The organism is Bradyrhizobium sp. AUGA SZCCT0431 (assembly GCF_018131065.1).
In the GTDB taxonomy this organism is placed as follows: Bacteria; Pseudomonadota; Alphaproteobacteria; order Rhizobiales; family Xanthobacteraceae; genus Bradyrhizobium.
Window position 1 is genome coordinate 20,406 of record NZ_JAFCLR010000008.1, and the last position, 13,498, is coordinate 33,903.

A 13,498-nucleotide genomic window follows, 5' to 3' on the forward strand; every position below is an offset into this window, starting at 1 on the left:
ATGTTCAAGAAATGCGGCTGAAAAAAATTTAGACTTTAGCAACCATGACCGTAGCCGAGGGCACAACCTGGAGTCAACGTTTGCGAATTATTAACCATAAGGGCGTGGGCGGTAACCTTGACGCGGAGGGGATGCTGGTCGTCCGCTCCCCCTGACTGGAACTTTGGGCCACACGACCGACGACAATTGTGTGATGTCACGTTTTCGTCATGTCCGGCGCGGTGGCGGTGATGGCGCAATCCGGCGAATTTCCTTCAGGCCAGCGCTTCTGACCCATTCGTGCGAACCCAGTACCCGCACCGGCGCAAGGCGTGATCGTCCGCCATGCATAACGATTGTGCTTGATCCCACCGCCTTCTTGAACAGACTGGGAACCAGTCACATCTGTGACCTCCGCCGGGGAGCGGCAGCCGCCTCCATCGATCGAGATGTCGGGAAGTGCAGGGGAGATGGAGCAGATGGAATTGAGCGCGACTGAAAAACGGAATCGTCCGGTTCAACCGGAAGGCCGTCAGGTCTTTCAACCTTCGCTTCGCTGCCTCTCGCCGCTGATCCTGGTGTCCGCGCTGGCGCTGTCCGGATGTGGGGACAAGCCCCCGCAGCCGGCCGCGGCCGCGGCGCCGCCGGTTACGGTCGCGCAGCCGGTGAAGCGCACCGTCACGGATTGGGACGAATTCACCGGGCGGTTCGAGGCGCTGGAAGAGGTGCAGGTGCGCGCCCGGGTCGGCGGCTTCGTCAACACCGTCGAATTCCGCGATGGCGCCATCGTGCGCGCCGGCGATCTGCTTTACACGATCGATTCCCGCCCGTTCGAAGCCGTCGCCGCGCAGGCCGAGGGCCAGCTCGCGGATTCGCGCGCCAAAGTGGAGCTTGCCAAGCGCGAACTCGATCGCGCGCTGAATCTGGTTCAGACCAGTGCCGTCTCCGAACAAACCGTCGACCAGCGCCGCCAGGCCTTGCAGGCCGCGCATGCCGCGGAGATGCAGGCCGATGGCGCGCTGAAGGCGGCGAAACTCAATATCGAATTCACCCACGTCCTGGCCCCGATGACCGGCCGTGTCGGCCGCCATCTCGTCAGCCCCGGCAATCTCGTGCAGGGCAGCGAGGGCAGTGCCACGCTGCTCACCTCGATCGTCACGCTCGATCCGATCTACATCTATTTCGACGTCGACGAGACGACCTATCTCAAGAACAACAGGCTATGGTTCGAGGGAAAGCGGCCGAGTTCGCGCGACACGCCGAACCCGGTGGAGGTCGCTCTGACCGGCGAGGACAAGCCGTCGAAAGAAGGCAAGATGGATTTTCTCGACAACCGTCTCGATGTCTCGACCGGCACGCTGCGCAGCCGCGCCATCATTCCCAACAAGGACTTCTCGATTCTGCCGGGGCAATTCGGCCGCGTGCGGCTGATCGGCTCTTCGCCCTATGAGGCATTGCTGCTGCCGGACACGGCCATCGCCACCGACCAGTCGCGCAAGATCGTCTTTGTCGTCAAGGATGACAACACCGTCGAAGCAAGGGCTGTGAAGCTCGGACCGCTTGACGAAGGCTTGCGCGTGGTTCGCGAGGGGTTGAAGGCGGAAGATCGCGTCATCGTCGATGGCATCCAGCGCGCCCGGGTCGGTGCGAAGGTGACGCCGCAGACCGCGCCGGCCGGTGGCAAGTCATGAATCTCGGCCGGCTCTCCATCAACCAGCCCATCCTGGCGATGGTGCTGTCGATCGTGCTGCTGATCGTCGGCGCGATCGCCTACACCACGCTGCCGGTATCGGAATATCCGCAAGTGGTGCCGCCGACCGTCGTCGTCACCACGCAGTATCCCGGCGCTACCGCGCAAACCGTCTCCGACACTGTTGCAGCTCCGATCGAGCAGGAGATCAACGGCGTCGAGGATATGCTGTATCTTTATAGCCAGGCGACCTCGAACGGCAATCTCACCATCACGGTCACCTTCAAGCTCGGAACTGATCTCGACAAGGCGCAGGTGCTGGTGCAGAACCGCGTCGCCATCGCGCAGCCGCGATTGCCGGAAGAGGTGCAGCGCAATGGCGTCGTCACCCGCAAGAACAGCCCCGACATCCTGATGGTCGTGTTCATGCTGTCGCCGGACGACAGTTTTGACCAGCTCTACATCTCCAACTATGCGCTGCTGCAGGTGCGCGACGAGCTGCTTCGCCTCGATGGCATCGGCGACATCCAGATGTTCGGCGCCCGCGACTACTCGATGCGGCTATGGCTGGACCCGGACCGCATCGCGACGCTCGGCCTGACCTCGGCCGAGGTGATAGCTGCGATCCGCGCGCAAAACCTGCAGATCACGGGTGGGCAGATCGGCGAGCCGCCGATCGCCGACCGCGCATTCCAGCCCAATCTCACCTTCACCGGACGGCTGAAAGATCAGAAACAGTTCGAGGACATCGTGGTCAGGGCCGGCGCCGACGGCCGCACGGTGCGGCTGCGCGACGTGGCGCGGGTTGAGCTCGGTGCGTTGTCCTATTCGACCAACAGTTTCCTGCTGCGGAAATCGGCGGTCGCGCTGCTGGTAACGCAGCGGCCTGGTTCGAACGCGCTGGCGACTGCGAAAAGAATCTCCGATACCATGGAGAAGCTGAAGGCGCGTTTTCCAAAGGGCCTCGACTACAATATCGGCTACAACCCCACTGAATTCATCGCGCAGTCCGTTCACGAACTGATCAAGACGATCTACGAGGCGATGATTCTCGTCGTCATCGTGGTGTTGGTGTTCCTGCAGGGCTGGCGTCCGGCGATCATTCCCATCATCGCGATTCCGGTGTCGCTGGTCGGCACCTTCGCCGTGATGGCGGCGCTCGGATTCTCGATCAACAATCTCACGCTGTTCGGGCTCGTGCTCGCGGTCGGCATCGTGGTCGACGATGCGATCGTGGTGGTGGAAAATGTCGAACGGCATCTCGAGCACGGCATGAGCCGGCGCGACGCGGCGCTCAAGACCATGGAGGAGGTGGGCGCAGCCCTGGTGTCGATCGCGCTGGTGCTGTGCGCGGTGTTCGTGCCGACCGCGTTCCTCGGCGGCATTTCCGGACAGTTTTTCCAGCAATTCGCCGTTACGATCGCGGTGGCCACCGCGATCTCCTGCTTCTGCTCGCTGACATTGTCGCCGGCGCTGGCCTCGCTGATCCTGGTGCCGCACGCGGAAAAGAAGCCGCCGGCGAGCTGGAATTTCATCGCTCGCGGCTGGGACGCATTTGCGGGCGTCTTCAACCGGACTTTCGACCGGCTGTCCCACGGTTATGCCAATGCGGCCAACTTCGTCATCCGGCATTCGACGGTTATGCTGCTCTTGTATTTGGGCTTGATCGGCAGCGCCGGATGGCTGCTTGCCATCACGCCGCAAGGCTTCATTCCCGCCCAGGACCGCGGCTACGTCATCATATCGGCGCAGTTACCGGGAGCCGCATCGCTGGCGCGCACCACCGATATCGTCCGCCAGATCGAGAAAACGGCACTGGATACCCCGGGCATCATTCGCGTCGCGGCATTCGCCGGCTTCTCGGGCGCGACCCGAACGCAGTCGGGCAATGCCGCGGCCCTCTTCCCGGTGTTCGAAGAACCGGAAGTGCGTCTGAAGAAAGGCCTGACCGCGCAGGCGATCACCGCGGATCTGCGTCAGCGCCTGGCCGCGATACAGGGGGCCTTCATCATCGTCATTCCGCCGCCGCCTGTGCCGGGCATCGGAACAGGTGGAGGTTTCACCATGCGGGTCCAGGATCGCCAGGGCCGTGGCCCTGAACTCCTGGCTGCCGCCAACGACGAGCTTGTCGCCGCGGCGCGCAAGTCGCCCGAGTTGACGCAGGTGTTTTCGCCCTTCACGGCCAATACGCCGCAGCTCTTCGTCGACATCGATCGGGTCAAGGCGCAGAAGCTCGGCGTGCCGATCTCCGGCGTCAACGAAACGATCCAGACCTATTTCGGCTCGACCTACGTCAACGACTTCAACCTGTTCGGCCGCACCTATCACGTCACGGCCCAGGCCGACCTGCCGTTCCGCAAGGAAGCGTCGGATCTGGCGCGGCTGCGCACCCGCAACGCCGCGGGCGACATGGTGATGCTCGGCAGCGTGGTGGATTTCCGCGACGTATCCGGCCCCGACCGGGTGGCGCGCTACAATCTCTATCCGGCGGCGGAGCTGCAGGGCGAAGGGACGCCGGGCACGAGTTCGACGACCGCGATCAACACCATGAAGAAACTCGCGGAGGACACTCTACCGAGCGGGTTCTCTTTCGAATGGACCGACCTTTCGTACCAGCAGGTCACCGGCGGCAATGCGGGCCTCTACGTGTTCCCGATCTGCGTGCTGTTCGTGTTCCTGGTGCTGGCGGCGCAATACGGCAGCTGGAGCCTGCCGTTCGCGGTGATCCTGATCGTGCCGATGTGCCTGCTCGCCGCCACCATCGGTGTGCGGATCATGGGACAGGACGTCAACATCCTGACCCAGATCGGCTTCGTGGTGCTGGTGGGGCTGGCGGCGAAAAACGCGATCCTGATCGTCGAGTTCGCGCGCGACATCGAGCTTGAAGGCAAGCCGCGGCTGGAGGCGGTGATCGAAGCCTGCAGGTTGCGGCTGCGGCCGATCCTGATGACGTCGTTCGCCTTCATTCTCGGCGTGCTGCCGCTGGTGATCTCGTCCGGCTCGGGATCGGAAATGCGCCAGGCGGTCGGGGTTGCGGTGTTCTTCGGCATGATCGGCGTCACGCTGTTCGGCCTGATCTTCACGCCGATCTTCTACATGATCGTTCGTGGGCTGGCCGATCCGAAAAAGCCGAAGGATTCCGTTGCGGCGTGATGCGTAGCGGGTCTTTCGTCAATGCCTCGTCATTCCGGGGCGCGCAAAGCGCGAGCCCGGAATCCATTCATCTACGTAACTTGCCGCCCAATGGATTCCGGGCTCATCGCTGCGCGATGCCCTCAGATGCGCAATTGCGCATCGGGGAATGACGGGGGTGGAGATGGGGCCGCCTAAGCCAAGACTATTGGCCGACTTGAACAGATGGGCTGCCGCAGGGTTATAGAGTATTGCTGGCCTGAAATTTCCAAAACCAAGAACTGCCGGGAGACAGATATGAAATCGGGTTTGTTGGCGGCCGTAGCATTGAGCGGCCTTTTTCTCGCCGCACCGGCCTCGGCGCAGGGCGTCAAGATCGGTATTCTGAACGATCAGTCCGGGGTCTATGCCGATTACGGCGGTAAATGGTCGTTCGAGGCCGCCAAGATGGCGATCGAAGATTTCGGTGGCGAGGTGCTCGGCCACAAGATCGAGATCGTCTCCGCCGACCACCAGAACAAGCCCGATCTCGGCACCGCGATCGCGCGGCGCTGGTATGAGGTCGAGAACGTCGACATGATCACGGACCTGACGACTTCCTCGGTTGCGCTCGCGATTCATGATCTGTCGAAGCAGATGAAGAAGATCGACATCGTCGTCGGTGCGGCGACCTCGCGCCTAACCGGCGACGCCTGCCAGCCTTACGGGTTCCACTGGGCCTATGACACCCACGCGCTGGCGGTCGGCACCGGCGGGGCGCTGGTGCAGTCCGGCGGCGACAGCTGGTTCTTCCTGACCGCCGACTACGCCTTCGGCCATGCGCTGGAAAAAGACACCGGCGACCTCGTCAAGGAAAAGGGCGGCAAGGTGCTGGGCGCGGTCCGCATCCCCCTGAACTCGTCGGATTTTTCGTCGTTCCTGCTGCAGGCACAAAGTTCGAAGGCGAAGATCATCGGGCTTGCCAATGCCGGTCTCGACACCACCAACTCGATCAAGCAGGCCGCCGAATTCGGCATCGTCAGGAGCGGCCAGAAGCTCGCCGGCCTGTTGCTGACGCTCGCCGAAGTCCACGGCCTCGGACTGGAAGCGGCGCAAGGCCTGGTGCTGACCGAAGGCTATTACTGGGATCGTGACGACAGGAGCCGCGACCTCGCCAACCGTTTCTTCAAGCGCACCGGCCGGATGCCGAACATGATCCAGGCCGGCACTTACTCCGCGACGCTGCAATATCTCAAGGCGGTCAAGGCGGCCGGCACCAAGGACACCGAAGCCGTCGCCAAGAAGCTGAAGGAGCTGCCGGTCGACGATCTCTTCGCGCAAGGCAAGGTGCTCGAGAACGGCCGCATGGTGCACGACCTCTATCTGTTCGAGGTCAAGAAGCCGTCGGAGTCGAAGAAGCCGTGGGACTATTACAAGCAGCTCGCCGTGGTCCCCGGCGACAAGGCGTTTCCATCGGCGAAGGATTCGGGCTGCCCGCTGGTGAAGTGAGGGCACGATCTTTCAACACCGTCGTCCCGGCCTTGAGCCGGGACCCATAACCACCGGCGGCTGTTGTTTGCAGAAGGCGTTTGGCAGCCTGCCTTAGCGCTTCTGCACGGCGTATGGGTCCCGGCGTTCGCCGGGACGACGTGGGGAGGGAGTTGCGTGATGCTCACACGTGAATGATCCGCCACACGATCGCGCCCGACGCGCCGACCCAGAGCACGATCGCAGCTAACGCCTGGATGCCAAAGCCGCGGCCGCGCTTGGCGGCGGCCTGCGAATAGCCGAACATGTAGAGGATGCGGCCGGCGATCCAGAGCAGTCCCAGCCCGGCGGCGAAGGGGTCGCTGATATAGACCGCGAACAGCCACAGCGACGGCAGGAAGATCGGCATCCATTCCAGTGTGTTCATCTGGACGCGGAAGACGCGCTCGAAATCCGGATGGCCCGACGTCGCCGGCACCTTGACGCCGAACGCGCTGCGCGCCTTCGAGACTTGAATCGAGGTGAAGAAGTAGAACAGGATGGCAAGGCAGGTGACGAGAGCGGTGAAGTGATACATTGGAGGGATGTTCCTCTTTGAGTACGATACTAGCCGTCATTCCGGGATGGTGCGTTAGCACCAGACCGCAGGTGCGCAATTGCGCACCGGGGAATCTCGAGATTCTCAGATGTGCAATAGCACATCGTAGTTCGATGCTTCGCATCGCCCCGGAATGACGTCCTAGTATCCCGTCATTTCCAGATAGCCTAATCCCGTGTGACTCCCGCCAAAGCTGATCGGCCCTTCCCAATAGGGAAAATTCGTTCCCATCCAGCTCTTCGCATTGAGCGGCGTGCAGTCGATCGTGACAGCGAGTTTGGGAATCGCGATGCGCCATGAGGTCGGGATCTTGCGGCCGGCGATTTCCGTGTAAGCCTGCGGCGTGAAGCTGATGTCTGCTGAAGCGAGCGGCTCAGTGTTGCCGTCGCGGGCGACCCATTTGCCCGAGCCGTAATGCTGGCCGTCGGCCTGGCGCATCCGGTACAGCATCAGCTTTTCGCCGGTCTTGAAATGCAGCGACAGCCAGTCCCAGCCGCTCTGGTCGGAGGCCAGCGGCTGGCTGCTCCATTCGCGGTCGAGCCAGGCCTGTCCGGTTACATCGACAGTTTTGTCGTCGATTGTGATGCTGCCTTTCGCCGAGAAGTGTGGCTGGCTGTAGTAATAGGAGGCCTGCTCGCGCAGCGATTTGCGGCTGTAGCCGCCATCGCCCTGCAGCACCAGCGGCCGGTCGGCATCAAGGCGCAGCGCATAGTTGAAATCGGCGCCTGACGCCTTGAGTTCGAGCGGCGCCATGTTGGTCGCGTTGACGGCGCCAAGCCCGCGCATTTCCCATGAATCGATCCAGGCGAGAAATGGATCGGCGTCAGCACCGGCCTGGCCGACGCCGCCGCGGGCAAAGGTTTCGCTGGTGCGATGGGTGTCGGCGCGCGTTACCGCGGCATGGCCCATCCAGAGCTGCTGATTGGCCCAGCCTTCCTGTTGCGTGCCCGGCTTTGTTGCCTGCCGAAACAACGTCCACTGCGCGCCATAGGCGGTGCCATTGGCATCGGCAAGATTGGCGGTCACGTACCACCACTCGATGCGGAATTCGGGATGCGGGCCATGATCGGCTGGAAAAGAAAATGTCCGGCCGGGAATGACGGCGGCATAGCCGCTGGCGCTTTCACCAAGTCCGGCAAAGCCCTGCGCCAGCGCCCTGCCGCCGAGCGAGGCGAAAAGCACGCCGCTCGCAAAGGCGCGGCGGGATATCAGGCCGCTACCGCTCGCTGCCAAGAATCCGCTACCGCTCATTGGCAAAGATCCTGATCAGGCTGGCCGGCTGCATCCGCGCCAGTCGCATGACCGGAAGCGCTGCCGCACAAAAGGCCGCCGCCATCGCGACGCCGACCAGCCACAGCAATTGCGCCGGGAAGACGTGGAACGGCAGCCGCCAGCCAAAGGCCTTTACGTTCACGATCGCGAGCAGGCACCATGCCACCAAGAGGCCCAGTGGCAGCGCGAACAGCGCGGTGATCAACGCAACCGACATCGTCTTGAGGAGCTCGATCGCGGCCAGCCTGCGCCGTGTGATGCCAATCGCCCATAATGGGGCCAGTTGTGGCAACCGCGAATTGCTCAGCGTCAGCAGGCTGGTGAGGAGCGCGATGCCGGCGACGCCGAGCGTGAAGGCGTTGAGCGCCGCAGTCACCGAGAACGTGCGGTTGAAGATGCGCTTCGATTCCGCCTTCATCGTCGCCTGATCGGCGACGTTGCGATCGTCGAGTCCGAATTTTTCCTGCAAAGCTGTGATCAGCGCAGGAATCTTTTCAGGCGCGACGCGCAGGCCCATCCGTGTCAACGGGACCTCCGGAAAGCGTCGCGTCAGCGCGGCGTAGTTGACCGCGATCTGGCTCTTCGGATTGCCGTAGTCGGCATAGATGCCGACGATTTCGAGCGTCCAGTTGCCGCCCGACGCCGGAATGTCGATGCGATCGCCAATCGACAATTTCAGGCGCCGCGCCAATTGTTCGCTGACGAGGCAGGTGGTGCCGGGCCGAAGTCTGGTCCAGGCGTTCGGTGCCGACTCCAGCAGCGGCCAGCTGTCGCGATAGGTGGTGTGATCGGGCAGGCCCAGCACTTCGAGCGGCGCGCCTGCCAATTGCGTGTCGGCGCGGCCGCCTGGCAGGATCGCCTCGACCTCGGGGCGCTCGCGCAGCCATGTCCTGATCTCGGTGGCCTGGGCATTGCTGGACGCGCTGACATAGACATCCGCCGCCAGCCTTCCGTCGAGCCAGACCAGGAAGGTGCGGTTGAAGCTGCCCACCATGGTGCCGACGCCGACATTCACCGCGAGCGCGAGCAGCAGCGCCATCAGCGCCAGCGACAATCCCGAGAGCTGCTGGCGGCTGTCGGCCCAGAACCAGGTGCTGAGCGGGCCGCGCGCGTGCCGCTGGCCGAACGCGAGCACGATTTCCAGCAGCATCGGCAGGATCAACGCCGCGCCGAGCAATAAGGCCGCAAGCACGGCAAAGCCCGACACCAGGGAATCGCCGAACACCAGAAACGCGCCGGCAGCGGCAAATACGCTGAGTGCCACTGCGCTCTGGAACATCAGCCAGCGGCGCTGCGCCTGTTGCCACGCATAGGGCTGCGCGGTGGCGAGCAGCGGCAAACGAAGCGCCTTGGTCAGGCTGGTCGCCGCGGCCGCGAGCGCGCCCAGGATACTGATGGCGATGCCCGCGAGCCACCATTCGCCCTTCAGCGTCAGCTGTCCCGGTATCTGCGCGCCGTATAGCCCGCGCAGGGATGCGGCGACGTCGGGCAGCAATGTCGCCGCGATCAGATAGCCGCAGACGAGGCCGATCAGACCTGCGAAGAGCGCCAGTGACACCAGTTCGATCACCATCACGCTGTTCAACATCCGCGCCGACACGCCGCAGGCGCGGAGCGTGCGCAAGGTGGGCAGGCGCTGCTCGAAGGCAAGGCCGATGGCGGAATTGACGATGAACAGGCCGACGAAGAACGACAGCAGTCCGAATGCGGTGAGGTTGAGATGGAAACTGTCGGTGAGCCGTTCGAGATCGCTTTCGGCATCCGGTGCAACCAGACGCAATTTGTCGCCGACGACATTTTCCAGCGGCGCAGGTTTGCCCTTGGCCTTGCCGATCAGCAGGCGGGACAATTGATCCGGCATTTTCAAAAGCGTCTGCGCGATGCCGATGTCGACGACCAGCACGCCGGGGACCAGCTGCGTCTGCACGCGCAGCGGCGGCAATGCCGCGCCGCCATTGGTGACGGCTGTGGCGCCCTCGGTGAGCTTGAGATCGGCCAGCGTTTCCGGCGCCACCAGCATTTGCCCGGGCGGCGTCATGAAGGCCTGCAGATTGGCGGTTTCGACCCCGGGCGCACTGCCGACCTCGCGCGGCAACGTCACGGGCTCGATGCCGAGCAGGCGGAACGAGCGTCCGCCGATCTGGATGCGGCCTTCGAGCGCCGGCGATACCGGCCATCCGGCGCGGCGCAGGTCGACGAAGAGCTGTTGCGGAAAGGTTGGACTGTCGCGGCCGACCAGCATCGCGGTTCGTGTGCCGCCGAATGTGGCGGCGGCGCGGTCATAGGAAGTGCGCGCCTGCTGATTGAGCGCCTGCACGCCGCTCCATAGCGCGGTCGCCGAAATCAGCCCGATCAGCAAGGTCGCGAGCTGCATCGGATGTCGCCGCCAATGGCTCAGCAGCACGGCCAGCGTCCAGAGCGCGCGCCTCACGCGATTACCCCGGCGTGCAGATTGACCTGGCGGTCCAGCGTGGCGGCGAGCCGCATGCTGTGCGTCACCATCAGGAAGCCGCAGCCGCTGCGCGCCACGAGGTCGCGCGCCAGCGCCAGCACTTCGTCGGCGGTCGCTTCATCGAGATTGCCGGTCGGCTCGTCCGCGAGCAGCAGGAGCGGCTTTGTTGCCAGCGCGCGGCCGATCGCGACGCGCTGCTGCTGACCGCCGGACAATTGCTCGGGATAGCGCTTGAGGAAATTCTTCAGGCCCAGACGCTCCACCAGTTCGTGATGCCAGGCATCATCGTGGCGTCCGGCGATGCGCGACTGGAACACCAGATTGTCTTCGACGGTGAGGCTCGGGATCAAATTGAATTGCTGGAACACCAGCCCGAGGCGATCGCGGCGCAATTCGGCGCGGCCGGCATCCGTGAGCTCGGAGACCAGCGCGTTGTCGAGCCTGATCGCGCCGCCATCGGCGGCATCGAGGCCGGCGATCAGGTGCAACAGCGTGCTCTTGCCGCTGCCGGATTCACCGGTCAGCGCGACGCTCTCTCCGGCCGCGACGGACAGGTTGACGCCGCGCAGCACCGCGACCTCCTCGCCGGCGGCGCGGTAGCTCTTGGTCAGGCCGTTCACGGTGAGCACGATTGATTCGCCGTTGGTCATGCGCTGATCACGCGAACTTCCGGCGCGTGGGGAAAGCCGGCGTGGCCAGAATGTCGACGTGGCGATGGATCGAATTGACCATGAAATTCCCCTGGCGTGATGCCCTGCAACATATCAGGACCGCGATATCAGATCACGGCCTCAATATCAGGGACGACGGGATCGTGATCCGGTTGTAACGGCGCGCATCCGGCCGCGCGGAGGTGCAGGGCGCGTTTTCCGGTCAAAATGCGCAGTTGCCTTGCCGGGGAGGCCATGGCTAGCATCGCATGTCGAAGTCACTGAATCGGCAACGATAAACTTGGGGTAGCAGCCATGACTGAACATGTGACGCCCAAGGGCGCCTGGACAATCACATTTCTGCTGTTTCTGTTCATGCTGGTCAATTTTGCCGACAAGATCGTGGTTGGCCTGGCCGGCGTGCCGATCATGACCGAGTTGAAACTCGACGCGGAGCAGTTCGGCACGCTCGGCTCCTCGTTCTTCCTGCTGTTTTCGATCTCGGCGATCGTCGTCGGTTTCATCGTCAATAACGTCCAGACCCGCTGGGTGCTGCTGGCGATGGCGGTGATCTGGTCGGTGGCGCAGTTCCCGATGGTCGGGACCGTCAGCTTCACGACGCTCCTGATCTGTCGCATCATTCTCGGCGCCGGCGAGGGCCCGGCGTTCGCAGTAGCGGTGCATGCGATCTACAAATGGTTTCCCGACGAGAAGCGCACCCTGCCGACCGCGATCCTGTCGCAGGGCTCGGCTTTCGGCGTGATCCTCGCGGTGCCCGCGCTGAACTGGATCATCGTCAATCACAGCTGGCACTATGCGTTCGGCGCTCTCGGCGTCGTCGGTCTGATGTGGGTGGTGGCGTGGCTGATCATGGGCAAGGAAGGCCCGCTGGTGCATACGGTAACCACGGCCGCCAACGATCCGCGCGTTCCCTATTTCCAGCTCCTGACCTCGCGCACCTTCATCGGCTGCTGTGCCGCGACCTTCGGGGCGTATTGGGCGCTGTCGCTCGGCCTCACCTGGTTCACGCCCTTCATCGTGCAGGGGCTCGGCTTCACGCAAAAAGATGCGGGCTGGGTTTCGGTGCTGCCCTGGGTGTTCGGCGCTGTCATCGTGCTGCTCACCGGCTGGATCTCGCAGGTGATGCTGACGCGGGGCTTTACCACCCGCGGCGCGCGCGGCGTGCTGGGCTCGGTGCCGCTGATCATCGGCGGCCTGATTCTCGCGATGATGCCCTATTCCACGCCGGGCGGAATGATGGTTGCGCTGCTCGTGGTCGGTACCGGGTTGAGCGGCTCGATCTATGTCGTCTGTCCGCCGATGCTCGGCGAGTTCACGCCGGTGCAGCAGCGCGGCGCCGTGATCGCGATCTATGGCGCGATCTACACGCTGGCGGGCATTATCGCTCCCCTGGTGATGGGAAGCGTCATCAAGCACGCGGCCACGCCGCTCGACGGCTATTTGACCGGCTTCACCATCAATGCGGTCGTTATGGTGTCGTCGGGGCTGCTGGGTCTGTTGCTGCTGTGGCCCAATAGCGAGCGGGCGCGGCTGCTGGCTCAGGCCGCACAACCGAAGTTCGCGTGAGCCAATGGCCCGCTACAAGCTCCATTGCATCGGCGCCTCGGGAAATTCCTACAAGCTGGCGCTTTACATGAACTGCGCCGGCCTCGATTGGGAGCCGGTCGGGGTCGACTTTGCCGGCGGCGCGACCCGCGATCCGAACTGGCGCGCCGGCACCAATGCGATGGGCGAGGTGCCCGTGCTCGAAGTCGACGGGCAGTTCATGTCGCAATCGGGTGCGATCCTGGTCTGGCTCGCGGAAACCACCGGCCATTTCGCGCCCACCGCAAGCGAGCGCTTTGAGGCGTTGCGCTGGATCCTGTTCGACAATCACAAGTTCACCAACAACCATGCCATGCACCGGTTTCAGAGATCGTTCATGCCGGAGCCGGTGCATCCGGCGATCCTGGCGTTCCTGCGCGCGCGGACCGAGTCGAGTTTTGCAATCGCCGACAAACATCTTAGGGATCGCGCCTTCATGCTGGGCGACCGGCCGACCATCGTGGATTTCTCGCTGGCCGGGTATGTCTATTATCCGCCGGAAGAGACCGGCTTCGACATCGCGGCGGATTATCCGGCGCTGGATGCCTGGCGCCGGCGCCTTGCGGCGCTGCCGGGCTGGAAGCCGCCCTATGAGCTGATGCCGGTGGGATCGGATCTGCGGTTGATGATGAACCGGCCGGCGTAGCGGGCGT

General features: G+C 63.6%; 10 protein-coding genes. 6 read left to right on the forward strand and 4 right to left on the reverse strand.

Annotation, left to right across the window (positions count from 1 at the left end; translation table 11 throughout):
* The first annotated feature begins 458 nt into the window (after positions 1–458).
* The 3 genes from JQ567_RS09225 to JQ567_RS09235 all read left to right on the forward strand — a co-directional run bounded on the left by JQ567_RS09225 (position 459) and on the right by JQ567_RS09235 (position 6,289).
* Positions 459–1,670 carry an efflux RND transporter periplasmic adaptor subunit gene (locus JQ567_RS09225; RefSeq protein WP_212438527.1) on the forward strand — a complete coding sequence of 404 codons (1,212 nt, stop codon included), beginning with the start codon at positions 459–461 and terminating at the stop codon, positions 1,668–1,670.
* A complete protein-coding gene (locus JQ567_RS09230; protein ID WP_212438528.1) occupies positions 1,667–4,822 on the forward strand; it encodes an efflux RND transporter permease subunit in 3,156 nt (1,051 codons plus the stop codon). Before JQ567_RS09225 ends, JQ567_RS09230 begins: the two co-directional genes overlap by 4 nt.
* A 276-nt stretch (positions 4,823–5,098) precedes the next feature.
* The gene (locus JQ567_RS09235; RefSeq protein WP_212438529.1) at positions 5,099–6,289 is read left to right on the forward strand and encodes an ABC transporter substrate-binding protein; all 1,191 of its coding nucleotides are present in this window, start codon (positions 5,099–5,101) and stop codon (positions 6,287–6,289) included.
* Between the two features lie 163 nt (positions 6,290–6,452).
* Here JQ567_RS09235 and JQ567_RS09240 read toward each other — a convergent pair whose 3' ends face one another.
* The 4 genes from JQ567_RS09240 to JQ567_RS09255 all read right to left on the reverse strand — a co-directional run bounded on the left by JQ567_RS09240 (position 6,453) and on the right by JQ567_RS09255 (position 11,240).
* Positions 6,453–6,845 (reverse strand): MAPEG family protein, encoded by a 393-nt coding sequence (locus tag JQ567_RS09240; RefSeq protein WP_212438530.1) that lies wholly within the window; start codon positions 6,843–6,845, stop codon positions 6,453–6,455.
* Between the two features lie 162 nt (positions 6,846–7,007).
* Positions 7,008–8,117, reverse strand: a complete 1,110-nt coding sequence (locus JQ567_RS09245; RefSeq protein ID WP_212438531.1) for a lipocalin-like domain-containing protein — start codon at positions 8,115–8,117, stop codon at positions 7,008–7,010.
* Positions 8,107–10,569: an ABC transporter permease gene (locus JQ567_RS09250; RefSeq protein WP_212438532.1), complete on the reverse strand. Its 2,463-nt coding sequence runs from the start codon at positions 10,567–10,569 to the stop codon at positions 8,107–8,109. The genes JQ567_RS09245 and JQ567_RS09250 overlap by 11 nt, the downstream gene beginning before the upstream one ends.
* Positions 10,566–11,240 (reverse strand): ABC transporter ATP-binding protein, encoded by a 675-nt coding sequence (locus JQ567_RS09255; RefSeq protein ID WP_212438533.1) that lies wholly within the window; start codon positions 11,238–11,240, stop codon positions 10,566–10,568. Before JQ567_RS09255 ends, JQ567_RS09250 begins: the two co-directional genes overlap by 4 nt.
* 41 nt (positions 11,241–11,281) lie before the next feature.
* Between JQ567_RS09255 and JQ567_RS09260 the strand changes: the two genes are divergently transcribed.
* From JQ567_RS09260 to JQ567_RS09270, 3 genes are all read left to right on the forward strand, one after another.
* Positions 11,282–11,419, forward strand: coding sequence for a hypothetical protein (locus JQ567_RS09260; RefSeq protein ID WP_212438534.1), 138 nt, complete (start codon positions 11,282–11,284; stop codon positions 11,417–11,419).
* Between the two features lie 136 nt (positions 11,420–11,555).
* Entirely contained in the window at positions 11,556–12,827 is a 1,272-nt protein-coding gene (locus JQ567_RS09265) for an MFS transporter (RefSeq protein WP_212438535.1), read from the forward strand.
* 4 nt (positions 12,828–12,831) lie between these two features.
* Positions 12,832–13,491: a glutathione S-transferase family protein gene (locus tag JQ567_RS09270; RefSeq protein ID WP_212438536.1), complete on the forward strand. Its 660-nt coding sequence runs from the start codon at positions 12,832–12,834 to the stop codon at positions 13,489–13,491.
* Positions 13,492–13,498 lie beyond the last annotated feature (7 nt).

Excerpts from the sequence above, each read along its gene's own strand:
- JQ567_RS09270 (WP_212438536.1), top strand. The coding sequence starts at position 12,832 with ATGGCCCGCTACAAGCTCCATTGCATCGGCGCCTCGGGAAATTCCTAC.
- JQ567_RS09225 (WP_212438527.1), top strand. The coding sequence starts at position 459 with ATGGAATTGAGCGCGACTGAAAAACGGAATCGTCCGGTTCAACCGGAA.
- JQ567_RS09255 (WP_212438533.1), bottom strand. The coding sequence starts at position 11,240 with ATGACCAACGGCGAATCAATCGTGCTCACCGTGAACGGCCTGACCAAG.
- JQ567_RS09265 (WP_212438535.1), top strand. The coding sequence starts at position 11,556 with ATGACTGAACATGTGACGCCCAAGGGCGCCTGGACAATCACATTTCTG.
- JQ567_RS09235 (WP_212438529.1), top strand. The coding sequence starts at position 5,099 with ATGAAATCGGGTTTGTTGGCGGCCGTAGCATTGAGCGGCCTTTTTCTC.
- JQ567_RS09245 (WP_212438531.1), bottom strand. The coding sequence starts at position 8,117 with ATGAGCGGTAGCGGATTCTTGGCAGCGAGCGGTAGCGGCCTGATATCC.
- JQ567_RS09240 (WP_212438530.1), bottom strand. The coding sequence starts at position 6,845 with ATGTATCACTTCACCGCTCTCGTCACCTGCCTTGCCATCCTGTTCTAC.
- JQ567_RS09230 (WP_212438528.1), top strand. The coding sequence starts at position 1,667 with ATGAATCTCGGCCGGCTCTCCATCAACCAGCCCATCCTGGCGATGGTG.